Here is a 20,731-nt window from a genome sequence, read left to right as displayed (position 1 = left end):
CGTGACCGTTTAGCCTTTTCCAAAATCTCTTCAAGTATCTCATACAAACTTTGGTTGATGTGATCTCGGGAGTCCATATTAACTGTGGCCTCCTTATTCTTTTTTCTTAAATTTATCCGGCTTTTTTTCATTAATGTAGTTCGCGAAAATCTTAAACAATTCTTCTCGTTCTGGGATTGTCAAGTGTTCCAATTCAAAGTACTTTTCCGCTAGTGCGCCGGTTTGTATCAACCGATGCGCTCTTTTTTTACGTTCACGTTCTTTTGCCAATCTTAATATTTGTCGTTTTCTTTCTTCCAGTTGTTCAATTCGTTTTTGCAGATCACTGATCGGACGTTTTTTGTCCATTGGATCCCTCCGTGTTTTGAGCACTATCGAAATATTTTTTTGCTTCTTCTTTGAATTTGTCAATCAACAATTTCGCCTGCTCGATATCTTCAATATCCCACGTTTCCATTAGATACTGACCGATTTCTCTTTGAGCTTGCTCGATGTATTTTCGCTGCTTCTCCTGCAATTTTTTGATCTGTTCCTCAATCTCTTGTGCTCTGGACAAAGGGTCTTTTCTTGCCATTTCATTCATCCTTTCTTCTTTGAATATTTCTTAAGAATATTTTACATGATGAGGAATTTTATGTCTATCCAAAATAAGAAAATTGTGGTATAATGAAGTCACGAATGAAATGAGTGCCCATTTATACCCCTTTCAGGGGTAAATGGGAACTCGCTTCGCTCGATAAAAAGTTTGTCTTCGACAAATGACCCGCAGGGGCTAAAAAAATTAAGAAAGGAGGAATGACGATGGCATACTTTCTATTCCGTACACAAATCATCAATAAAGCAGATCGTTCAGCCGTTGCTTGTGCTGCCTATCGAAGTGGAGAAGCATTGTATTCAGAACGGGATGGATTAACGAAAAAATACGGCCATCGTGACGTTCCTCCGGAAACTTATATTCTTGCGCCAAAACATGCTCCTGATTGGGTATACAATCGCGAACGCTTGTGGAATGAAGTCGAGAAAGTAGAGAAACAACATAATGCTCAATTAGCCAGAGAAATCATTGTTGCTCTTCCAACACAATTAACCAATGAAGAGCAAACACAATTGCTTTTGGATTTCTGCAAAGAGAATTTTTCGGATGAAGGAATGGTGGCAGATATCGCCATTCACCGTGATAAAAAACACAATCCACACGCTCACATCATGTTAACCATGCGCCCGTTTAACGAGGATGGAACGTGGGGGCAGAAACGCAAAAAAGTGAATGGGAAATCTGTTCATCTAACCAACTGGAATGATAAAGAAACGCTGCTGAAATGGCGGAAAAACTTCGCTGATAAGATCAACGAAAAATTTAAAGAAAAAGGAATCGATGATCGCGTTTCTCATGAAAGCTATGAGAAACAAGGAATCGATAAAGTGCCTCAAATTCGTCTTTCTCGTGAGGCATATCAATACGAACAACGAATGAAAAGAGAAGCTGAGAAACAAGGGAAACCATATGAACCAGTTACCTATTATGGAAAGCTAAATCAAGAAATTCAGCGCATCAACCAAGAACTAAAAGCACTAAAACAAAAAGAAAAAGTTGTATCCATTTCTGATTATCAAGAAGAAAAATCGCTCAATGAAACGATCGAATCTATTCGCAAAAATGCTTCTCTAAACGATGTAGAAAAAGCATCACTGCTTTTGGTTGCCAAGCGAGCAAAATCGTATGTTGATTTTGCTGTAGCAAGACGTGTGTATCATGATCTGGCCGAAGGCAATTGGAAGAAAAAAATCGACAGCCAGCAGCTGAAGCTGCGAGCGCTTAAGAATGTCATCAATAAGGCGTATCATGTGTATCAGCAAGAACCAAAACAAGTCATTCAATATGGTTTCTATCCTGGCAAATTTAACGAGCAGCTGAAAGAAAAAATCGCGCAACTCAAAGAAATGGAGAAATCCTTTGAAAACGAATTGACCAAATACGAAGCGGTTCTGAAGAAAGCCGAATTAGCACTGGAAGTGCAAAAACGGCTAACAGAAGAAGAGTTCCGAGTCTTGTATCCTCATGCCGGAGCTGACTTCCGGATTGAGGAAAAATATCATGCCGTCCAATACTTTAAAGACACGGGAAGCGTGCTGCCAGAGAGTGAAATTCCTGCTTATGCGACGAAGAAAGAGCAAGAGACTCATCGGATGCCAACCTTCGCGGAGCAAACCCGAAACATGTATCAAAGTCTCTTCGTTTTGAATCGCACGATTCAAAAGCAATCGAAAGAGCGCATGGAGGCGTTGAAGGTAAGAGACTTTGAGCAGGCCTTTGAAGCGAGCCGGAAGATCGAGCAATGCATGTTAAGAAAAGAAAAGATGAGCAAGGAGCTTGAGGAAAACAAAGCCGTCTTGCAAGCCATTTTGAGCGAGCATTACGGCAGAGATGTATCGATCACGAACACGGCAGCTTTGTTGCGGTTGCATGAGCTGGTGGAACGCGGCGAAAGCAGTAAAGACCTTGAGGCAGATTTACGCCGTATCCACGTTAGCGAACAACAAAAACTCGAACGTATGCCAAAACCTGAAACAGAAGTGCAGATTATGGAGTATCAATACCGGCAACATGTGGCTGATGGCTTGTTAGAAGCGATAGAAGAAGCGCAACGAGCGAATGATCGCAAGAAATATGAGAAAGATCCAACGAAGAAACGGCAACGCAGAAGATATCGTGGTCAAGAATTTGAACGCTAAGGGGGAGAGGAAATCACGATGAACTTAAAAAAAGATGCCTGGAAGCCGATATTCGCTAGTGTTGTGTTGACCGTTATAGCTGCCTATGTTCTGATGGGATTGTTTTATATGATCGGGAACGGAGGCGACTTAAAAGAAATTTTATTAAGACCGAAAGAGTTAATCACGTTTGTTTACACGGAAGAGAACTTAAAAACGGTTTTCTCATTGGCTCCGTTTGTGATTTTAGCAGCGCTGCTATACACTTTTCGGTCATCCATTATTGTTCCGAAGTTAGAATATGCTAGCGACTTTGGCTTGCATGGAACTTCCCGGTGGGGAACGCCGGATGAAGTCATCGACGGCAAGATGTTCTCGAAAAACAACTCGTATACGACAGACCCTGTTGACGCTTTTCAGATGGAAAAAGGGATTATCGTTGGCAAAGTGCCAAAAAAACGGGAACTTCTCATCATTCCGAGAAACACGACGATCGATAACCGAAATGTCTTGGTCATTGGTTCGTCGGGGTCTGGGAAAGGTCAATCATTCGTCTTTCCTAACATGATTAACCATACGGAAGAAACTATTATTGTGACAGACCCGAAAGGGGAAATATATGAAGCTACCCATCAGATCAAAAGGGACCAAGGATACAAAGTCTATCAGGTGGACTTTATCAATTTCGTCAATTGCGATCGATACAATCCATTAGACTACGTCGAGGATGATGAGGATGCTAGGGCAATTGCTAATACGATCGCTTCTAACTCGGTTGACGAAGGAAAACGCGATTTCTGGAGTGAATCAGCTGTCGCCTTTCTGTCAGCATTCATCCTGTACGTGAAGGAAAAATACAAAGACAAGGCCAATATGCGCCATGTCGTTGAAATGGTGGCGAGAGCAGGAAAAGATGAAGAATATTTGGATGAAATCATTAAAAATATGTCCCCAGACCATCCAGCGTATCATATGTTCACCCTTGCAAACATGAGCAGTGGAAACACTAGAGCTGGCATTATGGCTACCTTGGCGCAACAAATCTCCATTTTCGCAATGCAAAAGATCGCAAAAATGACTGCTAAGAGCGATTTTAAATTTCATGACTTGCAGAAAGAAAAATCCGTTTTGTACATCAAGATTCGCATGGATGAAAACCCGTTTGTTCAATTGACCGCCACGTTCTTTGAACAGTTGATCGCTGTTCTGTACGACATTGCTGACAAGAATCACTCGAAGTTACCGATTCCCACTATCTTTCTGTTGGACGAATTCGCCAACATCGGCACGATCAACAAATATCCGCGAGTATTGGCAACCTGTCGTGGACTTGGTATGGCCATGATGACGATTATCCAGGACATCGGACAGCTAGAGGACAAAAAACGATATGGCCCGGAAATGGCTCGTTCGATCATCAATAACCACGATACTCAGTTGTTTCTGCGAACGAAAGACACGAAAACAGCGAAATACTTTAGCGAACTCGCCGGAGAGACTACGGTGAAGCACAAACAGAAAAGTGCTTCCTATGGACGTAAGGAAGGCAGCAAAAGCATTTCAGAGCAATATGTAAAGCGCTCATTGATTACGCCGGGCGAACTTATGAACATGGACAAAAACACTTGTTATTTATTCGTATCTGGGGCTTACCCGATGAAGTTAGAAAAAGCGTGGCAGTTCGATATTTACGGCGATTTATTGAGCAACTATGAAAAATACCGAAGCCGTTTAGGATATACTGTGCCGTTGTGGAATGGAGAATGGGTATGGGATGAAGAAGATTCGGCTGCCCAAGACATCCAAGAAGTCAAGCAAGAGTTAGAAGAGTCGGATGTGGTATTGCTTAACGAAATGATCGATGAGATCAATAAGATTGACGAAGACGAAGAGGACGAAGAGATTACCGAAGAGGAATTGAGGGTATTACTTGGCAACGTTGAGGATGAAAACGAAGATGAAGAAAACGAATCCGAAGAAGTGGGAGAAGCAGAAGAACTACAATCGATTTTAGATGAAATTGAGGAAGAATTAGACGCATTCGATGAAATGGAAGATGAGATCACCGAGGAGGACTTAATGGAGATCATTGAAGAATTCAGCGAATTCAGCGATGACAGCGAAGGAGAGCAAGAAGAAAGCAATCAGAAAATCGCCGACGAGCTGCCAATTTGAAATCGATAGGGGGATGCTTTCATGATCGTCATTCTTGCAGAAAAACCCGACCAGGCACGAAAACTCGCATCACCGTTTCCACATACCAAAGGAAACGGTTTTCTTTCTATTCAGTCGTGTAAAGAATTTCCGAACGGGGCAACAGTGACCTGGGCAATTGGCCATCTAGTCGAGCTGAAAGAGCCAGAGGAATACCGTCCGGAATGGAAAAAATGGGACTTGGCCACTTTGCCGATTATTCCTGGGCAGTTTGAGTACAAAGTGTCGAAGGATAAAGCCAAACAGTTTCAAACCGTTAAGAAGCTGCTTAAAGAGGCTGATGAAATCATTATTGCGACCGATCCAGCCAGGGAAGGAGAAAATATCGCTCGTCTGCTTATCCTCATGGCCGGATGCTCGAAAAAACGGATTAAGCGCTTTTGGACATCATCTCTAACCGAAAATGCCATTCGAAAAGGGTTTTCTGAACTGAAAGACGGGAAAGAAACCATCCATTTGTTTCATGAAGCCCAGGCGAGACAGATCGCCGACTGGCTAGTAGGAATGAATGCTAGTCGGCTCTATACGCTGCTTCTTCAGCAAAAGGGCATCCGGGATGTATTTAGCGTCGGACGGGTGCAGACTCCCGTTTTGAAACTGATTTACGATCGCCAAAAAGAAATTGAACACTTTCGGCCGGAACCGTTTTATGAACTAGAGGGGCAGTTTACAGTTAAGAACGGAACATACCGAGGAAAACTAAACAAACGTTTTTCGTCTCCCGATGAATTGTACGAAGCTGTCAGTCCCGACATCACGAAAGAGCAACAGACGTACCAAGCAGTGATTAAGAGCGTACGAATCAGCGAAAAACGAACACCAGCTCCGAAACTGCACAGTTTATCAACGCTGCAAAGCAAGCTCAACCGAACCAAAAAGTTCAGTCCAACGAAAGTATTGGAGCTTGTGCAATCTTTATACGAGAAAGGATATGTATCGTATCCTCGAACCGATTCGCAATATATCACCGAGGAAGAATACACCTACTTACAAAAGCATGTGGACCAATATCAACAGTGTCTAGGCATTCATGTTCCTATTCGTTCGCTTCAGCCTTCTAAACGCTATGTAAATCCAGAGAAAGTGAGCGATCACTACGCCATTATTCCAACAGAAAAAGTCCCTGACACTAAGGCGTTTGAAACTTTTTCGTCTGACGAAAAAGAAGTGTATTACGAAATCTTAAAAAGCGCCCTGGCTATGTTCATGACTGATTATGTTTATGACGAAACCGTCATCATTACTTCTGTTGGAAAACAAGAATTTGTCACTAAAGGACGAACAGAGAAAGAGATGGGATGGAAGGCTCTGTATCAAAACGAAAAAGACGAAGAAAGTGAAGGGGAACAAGTAGCTATTTTACCTGAAGTTAAAGAAGGAGAATCGGCTAAAGCCGATATTTCCGTTAAGCAGGGGATGACTCAACCACCAAAGCCGTATACCCAAGGACAGCTTATCACACTAATGAAAACAGCCGGAAAGTACGTAGAAGATCGGGAGATGAAAGAAGCGCTGAATCAGGTTGAGGGGTTAGGAACCGAAGCCACAAGAGCAGCCATTATTGATACCTTGATTCAACGGCGACTAATCGAAGTAAAGAAAAACCAAGTGTTTGTGACGAAGAAAGGAGAAATCCTTTGCGAAGCAGTCAAAGGAACTATCCTATCCAAACCAGAAATGACAGCGAAATGGGAGCTGTTTTTGCAAGAAATCGGGAAAGGCAACCGATCAAAAGAGGTGTTTATTGAGCAGGCGAAAAAGCTATGTTATGCACTGATTCAACAGGCTTCTCAGGATGTTGAACGTATCGATGCCAAACAGGCGCTTGAAGAGATCAAGAAGGAAAATACGATCGCCCCATGCCCTCGTTGTCAAAAAGGATACATTGTCGATCGAAAGACATTCTACGGATGTACAGAGTATGCCAACGGGTGTAAGCAGACATTTCCGAAGTCCATTTTAGGAAAAACCATCACTAAGACACACGTTAAGCAGCTTTGTGAAAAAGGAAAAACCAATAAGATCAAGGGATTCAAAGGGAAAAAGACCTTTGACGCCTATTTGACGCTCCAAAAAGGGGAAATCCAGTTCACATTCCAATAAACCAAGACCATTTGAAGAAAGGATGACCAATTATGTACGAGTACCATGAAATCCTGGGCAGCGAAAAGCCGATTTATCGCACTAAGCCGCCGGGTCTTAAGACCATTTCTGAGATTCCTTCAGGAGAATTTCTCATTGGTTATGAGATAGTAGGGTATCTGGAATATGAAGAGAACGGGAAAAAACTGTATGAGCCACTGTACGCCATAGTGAGGGATGAATCATGAGTTATTACCAACAATCGAATGAATACAAAGAAAAGCTGAACAAAATCCAAAAAGAAGTTGATCGAGCCATTGAGCGCATTTTCAAGAATGGAGAGTTTCAACGATACCTAGAGGTGGTTGCGAGGTTTCCAAAGTACAGCCTTCACAATGTCATGATGATTTTATCACAGAAACCCAATGCCACGTTGGTTATGGGATACAAAGCGTGGCAGGAGCTTGGCAGACACGTTCAAAAAGGCGAAAAGGCCATTAAGATTTTTGCACCGATCTTCGAGAAGAAGTTGCAACCCAAAATTGACCCTGAAACGAACGAGCCTGTCCGTGATGAAAAGGGGCGAACAGTGATGGAAAAGAAAGAAATTCTAAAAGGCTTTCGCTTTGTCAACGTCTTTGATATTAGCCAAACCCAAGGAAAAGAGCTGTTTGATATCCGAAAATTGATTCGTGAAGATTTAAAAGAAAGCGAGCACATTCAGTCGCTTTACAAGCATTTTCTGGCTCATTTGAATAAAAACAGAATTGAGGTGAAAGAAGAGGTATTGGACGACCCGAATACAAAGGGGTACTATGATCGAGCAAAGCACCTTATTCGTATTAATGCGTCTGTTGAAAATACTTCATTGAAATTCAAAACGCTCATTCACGAATACGCCCACGCTCAATTACATCATAAAGACAGTGACATGCAAAAATTGCCTAGAGGACACAAAGAAGCACAAGCTGAAGCTGTTGCATTTATCGTCTCCAAATATTACGGATTGGACACAGAACCATACAGCGCTGGATATATTGCGACCTGGGCTAAAGACATTCAGTTGGCGAAACAGGCCATGAAAGAGATTCAGCATGTCGCCCAGGGTATTATCCAAGAAATTGACGAGTTGATGAAAGAACGAATCAAAGAATTGCGTCAGATACATGAGTCATCTAAAGATCAAGACAAAAACAATAAAAACGAAAAAGATAAAGAGATGCAGCTGCAACGTTAATAATGAGGTGATGAATATGGAAAAGACAAAACCGTTCTGCAAAATGACCCCAGACGAATATTATGATTTTTTATGGAGTTACACGACCTTTGATAAAACAAGAGAGCAACTGATCGAAGACTTAGAAATTACGGAGGAAGAAGAAAAGTATCTTGACGAGGCCTTGAACTATTTAAAATCAAGGGTGGAAATCCATGAGAAAGAAGGACGTCCGAATCCTTCGTATGCTTTTTACTTAGTTGAGTATTTAGAAGAAGCTGTAGATGAAGGAGTACCAGAAGAAACAGTGAGAGAGATCGAAAAAGCGTTGGACGAAAACGATGAAGAAAAATTAGCCGACGCCGTAAAGAAAGCGTGGGGAATCCGTGAATAAGAATGATTGGATGTCCATTCGTACAGGAGATATTGTGTTAGTGAGGGACTATCCCAATCCTCAATATAAAGAAGCACACGCCGCCCCTACGAAAACCCGTTTTGCTGTTGTGATCGGAAATTTCAGGGGCGGATACGCCACTCTTCCTGCCCACGCCATTGTCACTAAAGGAGGAAAAACAGAGCAGCCCTATTATCGATTAAAGGAAAACGAATTAAGAGTACCTGCCAATATTATTAGCGATCGAGCTGATATTGCTTTAAAAGGGGTGATTAAAGCTCATCGTTTTCCCCTTATCCGAAAGGAACAAATGATATTAAAAGTTGGCAGCTTGCCCTTAGAAACGAAGATACAATTAATTGATATTCACGAAACGATCAAGAATCGCCCGATTCATGTTCTTGAAATGGAGAAAGAAAATCCTTATTATGCAAAATTCATGGGTTTTTTCAAAGAAGTCACACTGGCCGAGAAAATGCAGTTTATGCGAGATGATCGCGGGAATCATCAATACGAGTTTGTGAGAAACGAAGAATTTAGAGTGAAGGCGATTCAATTGTTGGAAAAGAGGAATCATTTACATATTCTATCCGTACAGTTAGAAGGAGATAAAGGCACTTTCACGCACACTTTTGCCACAAAGAAATCGTTGCAAGAAATTCGAGAAGACTGGAAAGAACCGAAGAAAGCCAAGGAATGGATTCGGGAGGATGTGAAATTTTATGCTTTATGGAAGAATCCGTTCTTGCAATTAAAACCTGACCCACAACCCCATCCCGATAAATATCAATCGTTAGAGAAATTCCGAGAAAGATCAAGCGTACTAGAACGATAAGAGAGGTTCTTTCGCTATAAAAGCAATATTCTTTAGTCTTGTCCTGGCGCATTTTTAGGCCGTTGCATTAAAAAATGCAACAGGCTAAAAATGCGTTTTATTTTTTTTACCTCCTTCCCAAGTACGCTCCTTCCTTTGCCTCACCCCATTATAATTTTTGCTTGTTAGGAAAGAAAAAAGCGGCCTCCAATGCCGCCGATCCTTCCGGTTTATTGCGATAAATCATTCATTTCACTACATAACCACCGTTTCACAAACTGCGCTGCCGTTTATCCATTGCCTGCGATGCGGTTCATGAATCTCCCCGTAGCACATCTCAATCCATTTTGCATTTTTGAGTTGGTCAATGCAGAACTTGCGGGAATGAAACACAGGAATCTGATGTCCGGAAAGAAGATGGATCGTGGTGCACTGGGGAGATCTTTGCCGGAACTGCTCAATCTCTCTTGACACAAACCACCCTACACGGCTTTGTCGGCCGACCGGCTCGCGAACGTTAAACGGAATGATGGTAAAGCCATACGACAATACGATGGGAACGAGCTGCTTTTTCCCCACCAACTCCCCATACCGATGGCGGTTGATCGAAATGCTTGTGCCAAAGAAGGTCAGAAGCCGCTTCAAAAACAGACTCGATTGCACGTCAAGCAGCTTAGTTTCCCCGCTCCTGAAAAAAAGTTTGACCGAATCCCCTCTGTTTTCCACGTTGACAGGGATAAACGCCTGGCCGGCATAGGCGAACCGCTTTACCTCTTCCCAGTCCAACTTTTTTCATCCCCTTCTTCCCCTTAACGCTCGGGGTGAAATTTGTCGAAAATATCACATTTTTAAGTACAATATACCCCTATTTGGCAAAAAAATCAAAATGACAAAACATTATCTTTCAGCTCGAAAACAGCGATTTTTGTTCTGAAAAACGCCGATTCGATTAATTTGTGCTTTGAAAGGCAAAATTGGCACTGGTATCTTAATTTTATGTCAGACAAAAAATGTTGAATTAGTGAAAGTCTGGAGGTATAATAAACACAAATAGTGTCGGACAAAAAATAGAGGTGATGGCGATGATGGAAGGAAGATGCTATGAGCGGCACGATTTTCAGGTTCTCGTCCTTCAGGAATTCGGCAAGCGGCGCCCTCGGTCCCCAGAGGAAACAAAGAGGCTGCAGGAAGAGTACCTCCGGCTTCTTGAAGAAATTCCCCGAATGTGGGAAGAATTCGTAGAGAAACATAAAAACATTTATGAGCGGTTCGGATACCTCGATGTTGTCGTCCATGATGATCTGCGCGTCGAACGCAAAAAGCTCCAACGTGGACGCCCAAAAGAAGAAAAGTCCAAGTCATATCGCATTACCGTGCGCTTGGACGACGAGCTTTACGAACTTCTCCAGAAATACTGTCAGACAAAAAACATGTCGGAGTCAGAGGCGGTGCGGCAACTCATATCGGAATTGAAGTGGAAGCGTTTCTAACGCTCTTATTTTTTGCAATCTTAAGAGGTTGGTCAAGAACTGACGTTCCCGTGAAATGGTTCGTCGCCCTTATATTATGGGCGTCAGCCTGCTTGCTCCCGCGACCATAAAGAAAGAATAAACCAAATTGGTTTTGTTCCAATACCTCATTAGATTGGTGGGGGGAGTCCCGAGGGTTTTGGATCTTGGTGTTGTACTTTGATAGAGATGAAATGAAGAGATAAAGCAGCTGAAAAGGAGGGAAAAGAGGGATTTTATGCTTGTTTTGAAAGACACATCTTATATGACAAAAACAGTGACTGATCGGTATTTTGAAGGTGGATTAGAGAAAGATTTTGCGGAAAGATTGTGTGATTAATTAGCACAATGTTATGAATGCAAAATCAAAAGAAAGAAAAGTTATAAACCGTAGACTTGTTGAAATAGTGGATAAGTAAGCCGAGCGTGAACTACAACTCTATAGACGACGAGGGAGAGACATAGATGTCGCGGTACAATGCACAGCAGTGAAAGAAGAAGATCCATCTGTCCTCCGTACTGTCCACCTCTGCCTACATAACTTCTGTAGGGCGGGCCAGACCGCACCCTTTATTGTCGCAACAAGGGACAACAGACAACGCCAAGACAGGACGACTTTCCCTTGAGAGTGCTTCTCCATTATGCAACAACAAAGCGAGGCGCGACAGGTGTCTTGTTGAGAGACAGCGGGTGGGGTCTCCTGTCCCCCGATACTCGTTTGAGGGAGCCCATGAGGACGCAGAGGGTCGCGGCAGAGAGGAACCACGAAGACAACGTGGAAACTTGCTGTCCCCTGCAAGGACAGTAGACGCCTCGGAATTGTCTGGCATGTCCCTATGAGAGAAAGTGTGTCGCCGCAATCTTCTCCCAAAGGGAGATTTGTTTGACACAATTTTCTCTACATCCCCCTAAGGAAGGACAGTAGACATCATATCATTGTACTCGGAGGAAGGACATAATGTCTCTTGTGAATTAACTGTCAGACGATAAATGTTACATACCCTTGGAGGTGTCGCCATCCTGAAAAAATGGGTATTTAAGCAGCATTTTTTGGAATGTCCCTTGATCTTTGAAGGGAAGAAATTTACGAGTTGTGTAGTATTGATAGTAACATCGTTGATGAATGACTGTATTGATTATGTCCAGAAACACCTTATCTTTGGGATGTACGATTTTTGAACACACGGGACATTTCAGTTTACCGATAATACCGAACATTTTTTCGCCTCCTGTTTGTTTTCTATACTCCCTCTTAGCTCAATTGATGGTATAATCTTCTTGAAAAGTAAAAGGGGGAGTTTTCAATGAGGAAAATCAAGATGCTGATGGTAGCTGTAATTGTATTTATGATAGCAATACTACCGGGGATTGTAACAGACGCAGCCCCAAAAAACATGTATGTACACTTCATCAATGTTGGGCAAGGTGACAGTATTTACATTAAAGCGCCAAATGGAGAGGACATTCTCATTGATGGAGGAAATAAAGATGGCAGTGATGTCGTCGCCTATCTTAAAAAGCAGAAGGTAAAGGACATCGAAATCATGATCGCGACTCATCCAGACGCCGACCATATTGGCGGTCTTGATGAGGTTCTCAAGGCTTTCCCTGTGAAAAGTGTGTATGCTCCAAAAGTCGGTAATACAACGCAAGCATATAAAGATTTCTTGGTCGCTGTGAAAAATAAGAAACTTACCATCAAAGTTGCTAAAGCAGATGTTGTTCTGCCAATCAAAGGTGTGACTGCTAAGTTTGTTGGCCCTGTAAAATCGTACAGCACTAGCGATACAAATGACTGGAGCGCTGTCCTAAAAGTGACCTATGGCAAAAAGTCATTCCTGTTTACAGGTGACGCCGAGACTCGAGCAGAAGCGGATATGGTTAAAGCGAAAAAGGATTTGCGCGCTGATGTGTTGAAAGTAGGTCATCACGGTGCGAAAACATCGACCAGCGCGACACTTTTAAAAGCTGTAAAACCAACATATGCGGTAATTTCGGTTGGCAAGAATGCCTATGGCCATCCAACATCGGAAGTTTTAAATCGGTTGAAATCTTATAAAGTCAAGGTATTCCGTACCGACAAACAAGGAACGATTATCGCAACAACCAACGGGACAACACTTACCTTCAACGTAAAACCAATTTATTAGAGGTGGTTAAATGAAATATATCATTGATCGCTTCGAGGGTAAATGGGCAGTTTGTGAGGCGGAGGATGGCAAAATGATCGATATTGAGAAAAGCAAGCTACCCAAAAACGCCCGCGCCGGCGATGTGATTGTACAAGAGAACGGAAAGTTCCGAGTGGATAAAAAAGAAACAGAGAAGCGGTGGAAAGAGATTGAAGAGTTGATGAATGAGGTGTTTGAGGAGTAACACCTCATTTTTTTATATAAACGATTTTCCCAAAACAAGGGAGCGCTGAGGCGTTCTTTGTCTCTGGCATGGGACCCCCCTGTCTGTTAGAGTCATCTTCTGTCCTTCAGTGAGAGGCGTGTGGCGACTAATGATGGGTGGTTGGCGGCTCGTCATTGTAATGATGGAGAAGATCAACCTTCGTGGACTCAATCGTGGACTCAATCAAGGTACGAAGCGAGTGGCCGCTATCGTGGCGACTGCTGGGCGTCTGTTGCCCGTGGTATCCATTCGTCCGATGGCTGAAAGCCGGATCACTGGATAAAAGAAGAACACCGCTAAAAACCGACCTAATGCGCTCATACAGACGTTTTTGGGGAAAGGGAGGCTTTGTAGGATTGGATGATGCAGGGCAGACTCAATCAAGGGACGCGTCGGAGACATAGGATGTCGCGGAAATGCCCCCTTGGCTGTGTGGGCGAGGAAGTGGAAGTGCGCTACAAGCGGTGTGGCGAAGGATACCAAGCCTTCTTCAGCGTTCAGCCGGTCAATCGGGTTGTCATCCCCGCCGAGTAGCAAATCTTCCGGTATGGACAGCGGCTCACACAAGACTTCATCGATGCCCTTGACGGACGACATGTGTCTCGGTTCAGTGAGACGCGATCGAGCGGCAACGGCACCGAATCATCGGATAATGCCAGCGCCCCTTGACGCAACTGTCCGTCTTGTTCCCACAAAACGAGCCGGACGGTAAGCGTCGGGATTAGGGGCGTGATGTCATTGACGTCACGAAACGCCGGATGGGGGGAGAACGAGACACCATGGGTATCCTTCGTGGCGGCGTCTGCCTCCTCCTGAGGACATCCCAGAGTCAACACAGGACATCCACACGACCCCCAGAGTGTGCGGTGACACGGCCAGCCAGGACAAATCGACCTCCGGCTTTTTCGGTGGCGTCGGAGTTAACCGGGGTCAAACCAGTAAACCAACAATGTCACCCTGATATATTGCTGTTTTTTCTCCCTTTTCCACATACAACAATATTAAAACTTTGGCAACGCCTCCACCGCATCCGCCAAATCACTGTAGCTGTCCTTTAAGTACCGCGATGTGGTAGCGATATGGCTATGACCGGCTAGCCGGCGCACCTTTTCGATATCGTTGTTCGTCGCTTTTAACATCCACTTACAAAACGTATGCCGGAACATATGGAGCGTGAGCTTTTTATTCGGTAGGATGTAGCTTTCAATCATTCGCTGCATTCCCCTTAGTAAGAATTTCAGTGATCGTTGACTATAAAAGACATATGGAGATGCTGCAACATAAAGTTTCTTTTTTTGGCCATTCCCACTCGAAACGGATCCAGTCCATGATCGACGCATTCGCAGCTGGCATAGAAACTTTTCATGTCGATACATAAAATTTTATTTTTTGGCAGACGAGAAATATCAAGCAACATCGACGCAAGACCCCCTTTTTAAGAACATATGTTCTATTTACGAATATATGTTCTTATATTTTGTTAAAAAAGTCAAGATGTTATTGGGAAAATAAGGTGTTATGATGAAGAGGAGCCATATGTTTATTAAAAAAGACCGGATACATCCGGTCTGGTGCTTATAGTACTTTATATCGGGAATTGCTTGTTTCGTATATGGTTCTGGTGCAAAGAACCTTAGGCTGATTGTAAGTAATTGTCAAACTTAGACATACTGATACTACTAATCTAAAAAAGGGCATGATTAGTATAGAAAAACAAAATTTATCCAAATAAAAACATCATCAGCCCTAAATCATCCATATTGCTCCATAATCCGTAAGTTAGCAGGAAATTCATGTCCTATGTTTTTTGTGAATTTTCTTCGCACCAGAACCGCATAATTCAATACATCCCATATATATGTTATTATTTTTGATAGAAAGATTACTGATAGTTGATAGGAGAAAACAGAATGAAACCACAGGCTTCAGAAGAAATTAGAACTATGGTGAAACCAAAACCAATATTGAAGTGGGCTGGCGGAAAGCAACAAATGCTAGACGTGTTGTTGCCACAAGTACCAAAACAATATAACCGATATATAGAACCGTTTTTTGGTGGAGGTGCTTTGTTCTTTGCACTCACCCCAAAAGACGCAATTATTGCGGATTCTAATCCTGAACTGATAAACCTGTATCGTGTCGTTGCTGACAATGTCGAAGAACTGATTTCAATTTTGAAAGAAATGAAAAATGACGAATCTTTCTATTATGAGGTTCGAGGTCTTGACCCAGATTTACTGTCTCCGGTTGAAAGAGCAGCTCGAACTATATATTTGAATCGGACTTGCTACAACGGATTATATCGAGTGAATCGAAAAGGACAATTCAATGTTCCTTATGGGAAATACAAAAATCCAAAAATCTGTGATGAAGAAAATCTTCGTGCGGCTAGTAACGCACTTCAAGACGTCCTCATTGTTGAAGGCGATTATAAAGACGTTTTGAGAGAACACGCGAGACCGGGCGATTTTATTTTTCTCGACCCGCCGTATCTGCCCGTTGGAAAGTATTCTGACTTCAAAAGATATACGAAGGAACAGTTTTACGAAGAAGATCATATTGAACTTGCCCAAGAAGTTGACAGGCTTCATGAGTTAGGGTGTTATGTCATACTGACAAACTCGAATCACCCTTTAGTTCATGAACTGTATGGAAAATACGCAATTAGCGTTCATAAGACTCGGAGAAACATAAATAGCGACGCTTCAAAAAGGACAGGAGAGGACGTCATGGTAAAGGTCGAACCAAAACAACGTATTTTTATCGTTCCAGAACCCGTCAAACTCCCAAGCCAAATGGACAAATATCCTCCGACTCGTTTTATGGGGAGCAAACAGAACCTTTTAGAACATATCTGGTCTGTTGCTTCTCATTTCCAGTTCGATAGCGTTCTGGATCTGTTCAGCGGAAGTGGCGTAGTTAGTTATATGTTTAAAACTCAAGGAAAGCAGGTTTTCAGCAATGACTATATGGCCTTTTCGCATTACTTTACAAAAGCGATGGTCGAGAATAGTTTTGTAACCTTAACCGATCAAGATATAGAGCTTTTGTTTGATAAGTCAACTCCACGTGATAACTTTGTTTCCAAGACATTCAAGGACCTGTATTTCAACGATGAGGATAATGAGTTTATTGATACTATTCGTGCAAATTTAGACAGATTAAAAAACGAATATAAACGAGCTATTGCTATATCAGCACTAGTCAGAGCGTGTCTTAAAAAACGTCCTCGAGGTATTTTTACTTATACGGGATATCGTTACGACGACGGTAGACGCGATTTAACTCTGACTTTACAGCAACAATTTCTCGAGGCGGTAACACAAGTGAATGGAGCAGTTTTTGATAATGGGAAAATGAGTAAATCTCGTTATGGTGATGCAATGGATTGTCGACAAAAAGCAGATTTAGTTTATATTGATCCACCTTACTACAGTCCATTGTCAGATAACGATTATGTTCGTCGCTATCATTTTGTTGAAGGAATCGCTCGGAACTGGAAAGGAGTAGAAATGCAATGGCATACAAAAACAAAGAAATTCAAGAGCTACCCTACTCCATTTAGTTCCATCAAAGGTGCTCATGATGCTTTTGATCTTTTGTTCAAACGCCATCAAAACAGCATCTTGATAGTATCCTATTCCTCTAACTCGTTACCTACAAAAGACGAAATGCTTGCTTTGATGGCTAAATACAAAAAAAGAATCGAAGTTGTGTCCATAGATCATAGATACTCGTTTGGCAACCAAGGACATAAAGTTGGAGACAACAACAACCAAGTTCAAGAGTATCTATTTGTCGGATTTTAGGTTTTATCGGGGGAACAATTCATGACGCAAAAAGCATGGTACATCGGCAATACAACTGTGCGCAACGCTAAACGTTTGAAAGATGGATTGAGAGTCCTCTTGAACTCTCCACTGCATGGGAACCTAATCGGAAGAGAAAAAGAGCAGGAGTTTGCCAAACTCCTTCATAATGAAGGTATCGTTTTTGTTAAAAGACTCAATGATTCACCAAGTAGTGATGCCAGCGACGTAGGAAGAAAATGGCGTGCTGCTTTAATGCAGCTTGGATTTATCAAACCCTTTTTTGCAGATGATCCATTTACGATCACTCCAAATGGAATGAGACTCGTGGAATCAAGGACTATGCCTAGTGAACAGGAATGTTTTTTGCGAGCATTACTAGCCTATCAAATTCCTTCAGACATCGAAAGATCTTTTCACGAACCTATTTTTAGCCCGCTTCGCATAGTCCTGGAAATAATAGCTGCGTTAGAACGTCGGGGGTTAGAAGCTGAAATTAGCAAGCACGAGATGGCCTCAATTGTTCAACTAACAACGTCTTTAGAAGAAATTGATGATGTGGTCAATCGCATTGTTAGATATCGTGAGAAACTTGCTACAGCTACTAGTGCAAGGATGAGAAAAGAGTTAATTCGAGAACATCTACAATCAGTTGTAACTGCGAGTCAAAGCGCAAATACGCTTATGGATTATGCTGACTCGAACTTCCGATATTTGAAGTTAACCGGTCTTTTTGTAGAAAAGGGAAACAAACTTCGTTTTGCAAGCCATAAAAAAACCATCATTGAGCAAATTCTTGAAGAACCATACACTCCGATACCAGAAAGTGAGTATCTTGAGACACTTTGGAATGGAGCAAAGCTACCTACCGACAATGCTCCTAAGGCTATCGAGGTGATTCAGACAACAGCTCAGCTTCTCACAGAAAGTGGCCAAACAGTAGAACTTCCTAACCTTGAAGAGATGGGAGTACCTGATCTCTCTCGTTTGCGCCTTGAATTGGAAGATGATTGGTTGAAAGTTCTTGAAAAGCAGTATGCGCAAGATCAGGCTAATCAATGGCAGGATATATTGCAGTATCTTCAAGCCTTAACTCAACCAATTCGACGTAATAGTATAATTCCACAAGGAGAAGGTGCTGCATATTTCGAATGGTCAATTTGGCGAGCCTTTTTAGCAATAAATTCGCTTTGTAATGAGCCGTGGGAAGCAAGGAGATTTAAAGTTGACCAAGACTTTCTGCCATTACATCCAGCCCCTGGTAATGGACCAGATATGATTTTTGAATTCGATGATTTCGTTATAGTAGTTGAGGTCACTCTAACGCAGTCTTCACGTCAAGAGGCTGCGGAAGGGGAACCAGTACGTAGGCATGTTGCGGAAATAGTAGATCACTATGAACAACATGGGAAGCGAGTTTATGGACTATTCCTTGCAAATAAAATCGATACAAATACTGCCGAAACCTTCCGAATCGGTGTGTGGTATCGACCAGACGATTCGCGAATGGCCTTAAGAATTGTTCCTTTAACCTTAGAACAGTTTATCCATTTATTTGAAACTGGATTCCGAATAAACGGACGATTGGATTATAAATTGTTAGAACAAGTGCTTCGTGACTGTCTCGTTGAAAGCAATAATGACGCTCCAGAATGGAAACGGAGAATACAACAACAAATCGATCGGACCGTACAACGCTTAAACTCCATTACTTAACAAATTGATCAAATCACAAAGAAATGAGAGCAGCAAGAATTGACGTTAGCTCTCATTTCTTCTTTTAATATTACAACTTTATTTAAACTTTACTTATACAAAAATGTATACACTTTTCCATAACCAGTGGCAAATACTTCTTCTTTTAGAAAGATATCATCTGCTTCCTTACACCAAATATTTAAATTCGTTTGACCTGGCCGCGATGTATAACTAAATTTTTCACAGTAGATGAAATCATACGTAAGAGAATTATCAGGGACAGTACAATTCTTTAATGACACTGTCTCTCCTTCCCAGGAAGGTGAAACTTGACAAAATACAATATCCCCATTTTCTGAGATAATAAGTATCATCTCTATATCTGTAACAGAAATTAGTCTCGATGATAAGACACTCATAGAAATTCCCCATTTTTTTGAAAAAAACGATATATTACTTACAAAATTGGATTGAATCCTTTTTAACTGCTTTTCTTCAATCGATCCCGTAGGTAATAACAAACGATGCGCAAAATCGTTTGCATCCCTTTCCCATTGCAGATTAACATATTGATTCCACGGTGTATATTGATTAGAAAGCAACTCTTCTACACGTTCATCCACTAAAACATTAGTTCCATTTGGAAAGGAGTGTTTTAGAAGATGACCGATCTCATGTGCTAACGTAAACTTTTGCCTATTTGTTTCTCGAAAATTACAATTCAGTACAATCATTCCCTTATCAGCCGATTCACTTTTGATAGTAAATGCTTCTATGTTATGAGGTAATTCTACTGTCTTAACCAATATATTTAATTGATCGCATAATTCAAACGGATCAATAGGTGATTGTACTTTTGTTTCTCTTAACAGTGATCTGACAATCATATCATTTGTAAATCCTTCTGGATATTGAAGTTTCTTTATACTGTGATTACTTTTTATTTCAGTATGAAAGGCATGAAGAATTTCCTTCCATGCCTCAGGCTTGATTTGGCTGTAGTCTTCATTCATATAACGGTTTGATCGTGCTACCAACTTTAAAGGAATTGGAATATCCTCTGCCAAATCACTTATTTCTTTTGCTGTATTATATAATAAAGCTCCAAGGGGAGACGGAGCATCTACAGAAGAACTAAAAAAAACTCTGGCAATGTGTGATGGTTCAACTCGTTCTTTTATTTTTTTCATTGTCAATAGTTGAAAAGCTAACATACGTGTAGTTAATTTCAAATTATTGTTTGGAATTGCTGACAGCAATTCATTGATAAAATGATTACTAATTTCCTCGCTATTGTTCACTAAACCGATTATCTGTTTGGTAAGAAGGTTCAAAGATCGATCCAGTTCAGGTTTGAGAAAGTAATCTATCTGCTCTATTTTACATGTCTGTACTCCTTTTATCATGGTCAAACAAAGATGTAAGATAGTTTCTAAAGATGAATCTCCCCATTTTAATTGTATATCACCTTTGAATCGTCCATAATCAGTTAATATTTTTATCCATTCTTTACGATTTTGAGGGAAACGATTAAATACATAAGCCAGTACTTTATCGTCCTTAAAATCTCGTTGACACCAGATAGTCAATGCCCGTTGAGCGAATCCAATTGGTACAGGAGGATATTTTTCTTTTATTTCTGCCAATAATAAAAAAGCCCCAATTGAAGTTTCTTCTGCATTTGCTGATCGGAAAAGTTCCCACAACAAATCCTCATAAGATACTCCTCTTTCATCTTTTGCAAACCAGCTTGCAAATGGGATTATTCCATAATATATATATGTATATTTACATATATTGGATAATATCTTCTTTTTATCAATAGGATTCTTTTTATTAAAGAAATCATCAATAATTCCTTTTCCTGTTATCATTATTTTCTCCCCT

General features: G+C 41.5%; 17 protein-coding genes and 1 pseudogene. 13 read left to right on the top strand and 5 right to left on the bottom strand.

The window, feature by feature from the left end:
* Window positions 1–93: 93 nt before the first annotated feature.
* Complete coding sequence (locus tag GZ1_RS14620) at window positions 94–348, bottom strand: hypothetical protein (RefSeq protein WP_042385881.1); 255 nt, start codon at window positions 346–348, stop codon at window positions 94–96.
* A complete protein-coding gene (locus GZ1_RS14615) occupies window positions 323–574 on the bottom strand; it encodes a hypothetical protein (protein ID WP_060788769.1) in 252 nt (83 codons plus the stop codon). The genes GZ1_RS14620 and GZ1_RS14615 overlap by 26 nt, the downstream gene beginning before the upstream one ends.
* Window positions 575–801: 227 nt before the next feature.
* Between GZ1_RS14615 and mobQ the strand changes: the two genes are divergently transcribed.
* Genes mobQ through GZ1_RS14580 form a run of 7 tightly spaced genes read left to right on the top strand, consistent with a single transcriptional unit; the run spans window position 802 to window position 9,453 of the window.
* A complete protein-coding gene (gene mobQ / locus GZ1_RS14610) occupies window positions 802–2,733 on the top strand; it encodes a MobQ family relaxase (protein WP_060788768.1) in 1,932 nt (643 codons plus the stop codon).
* A gap of 18 nt (window positions 2,734–2,751) precedes the next feature.
* On the top strand, window positions 2,752–4,887 hold the full coding sequence (locus GZ1_RS14605) for a VirD4-like conjugal transfer protein, CD1115 family (RefSeq protein WP_060788767.1): 2,136 nt from the start codon (window positions 2,752–2,754) through the stop codon (window positions 4,885–4,887).
* Window positions 4,888–4,908: 21 nt separating this feature from the next.
* Window positions 4,909–7,029, top strand: coding sequence for a type IA DNA topoisomerase (locus GZ1_RS14600; protein ID WP_060788766.1), 2,121 nt, complete (start codon window positions 4,909–4,911; stop codon window positions 7,027–7,029).
* 32 nt (window positions 7,030–7,061) lie between these two features.
* On the top strand, window positions 7,062–7,256 hold the full coding sequence (locus tag GZ1_RS14595) for a hypothetical protein (protein WP_044736727.1): 195 nt from the start codon (window positions 7,062–7,064) through the stop codon (window positions 7,254–7,256).
* Window positions 7,253–8,245, top strand: coding sequence for an ArdC family protein (locus GZ1_RS14590; RefSeq protein WP_060788765.1), 993 nt, complete (start codon window positions 7,253–7,255; stop codon window positions 8,243–8,245). The genes GZ1_RS14595 and GZ1_RS14590 overlap by 4 nt, the downstream gene beginning before the upstream one ends.
* A gap of 16 nt (window positions 8,246–8,261) precedes the next feature.
* A complete protein-coding gene (locus tag GZ1_RS14585; protein WP_033017425.1) occupies window positions 8,262–8,618 on the top strand; it encodes a hypothetical protein in 357 nt (118 codons plus the stop codon).
* On the top strand, window positions 8,611–9,453 hold the full coding sequence (locus tag GZ1_RS14580) for a hypothetical protein (RefSeq protein WP_233499958.1): 843 nt from the start codon (window positions 8,611–8,613) through the stop codon (window positions 9,451–9,453). The genes GZ1_RS14585 and GZ1_RS14580 overlap by 8 nt, the downstream gene beginning before the upstream one ends.
* Window positions 9,454–9,687: 234 nt before the next feature.
* On the opposite strand, the gene GZ1_RS14575 is transcribed toward GZ1_RS14580, so the two are convergent.
* Window positions 9,688–10,218, bottom strand: a complete 531-nt coding sequence (locus GZ1_RS14575; protein WP_033017423.1) for a competence protein ComK — start codon at window positions 10,216–10,218, stop codon at window positions 9,688–9,690.
* 296 nt (window positions 10,219–10,514) lie between these two features.
* On the opposite strand from GZ1_RS14575, the gene GZ1_RS14570 reads away from it, so the two are divergent.
* The 4 genes from GZ1_RS14570 to GZ1_RS19685 all read left to right on the top strand — a co-directional run bounded on the left by GZ1_RS14570 (window position 10,515) and on the right by GZ1_RS19685 (window position 13,871).
* Window positions 10,515–10,922, top strand: coding sequence for a DUF6290 family protein (locus GZ1_RS14570; RefSeq protein WP_049752141.1), 408 nt, complete (start codon window positions 10,515–10,517; stop codon window positions 10,920–10,922).
* A 1,322-nt stretch (window positions 10,923–12,244) separates the two neighbouring features.
* Window positions 12,245–13,090: a ComEC/Rec2 family competence protein gene (locus tag GZ1_RS14560; protein WP_012301080.1), complete on the top strand. Its 846-nt coding sequence runs from the start codon at window positions 12,245–12,247 to the stop codon at window positions 13,088–13,090.
* A gap of 10 nt (window positions 13,091–13,100) precedes the next feature.
* Window positions 13,101–13,316: a DUF3006 domain-containing protein gene (locus tag GZ1_RS14555; protein ID WP_008881774.1), complete on the top strand. Its 216-nt coding sequence runs from the start codon at window positions 13,101–13,103 to the stop codon at window positions 13,314–13,316.
* Between the two features lie 426 nt (window positions 13,317–13,742).
* Window positions 13,743–13,871, top strand: a complete 129-nt coding sequence (locus GZ1_RS19685) for a hypothetical protein (protein WP_255211305.1) — start codon at window positions 13,743–13,745, stop codon at window positions 13,869–13,871.
* A 467-nt stretch (window positions 13,872–14,338) separates the two neighbouring features.
* Here the strand turns inward: GZ1_RS19685 and GZ1_RS14545 are convergent.
* Window positions 14,339–14,635 (bottom strand): annotated as a pseudogene (locus GZ1_RS14545) (tyrosine-type recombinase/integrase); the annotation flags it as partial.
* 612 nt (window positions 14,636–15,247) lie between these two features.
* On the opposite strand from GZ1_RS14545, the gene GZ1_RS14540 reads away from it, so the two are divergent.
* Window positions 15,248–17,146 (top strand): Dam family site-specific DNA-(adenine-N6)-methyltransferase, encoded by a 1,899-nt coding sequence (locus tag GZ1_RS14540; protein ID WP_060788762.1) that lies wholly within the window; start codon window positions 15,248–15,250, stop codon window positions 17,144–17,146.
* Between the two features lie 21 nt (window positions 17,147–17,167).
* Window positions 17,168–18,862 carry an AlwI family type II restriction endonuclease gene (locus GZ1_RS14535; RefSeq protein WP_011229483.1) on the top strand — a complete coding sequence of 565 codons (1,695 nt, stop codon included), beginning with the start codon at window positions 17,168–17,170 and terminating at the stop codon, window positions 18,860–18,862.
* Between the two features lie 89 nt (window positions 18,863–18,951).
* On the opposite strand, the gene GZ1_RS14530 is transcribed toward GZ1_RS14535, so the two are convergent.
* On the bottom strand, window positions 18,952–20,731 hold a 1,780-nt coding region (locus GZ1_RS14530; protein WP_255211304.1), incomplete at its 5' end, for an ImmA/IrrE family metallo-endopeptidase.

This window comes from Geobacillus zalihae NBRC 101842 (assembly GCF_001544135.1).
Lineage (GTDB): Bacteria > Bacillota > Bacilli > Bacillales > Anoxybacillaceae > Geobacillus > Geobacillus zalihae.
This window is presented reverse-complemented; position numbering and strand designations above follow the sequence as displayed.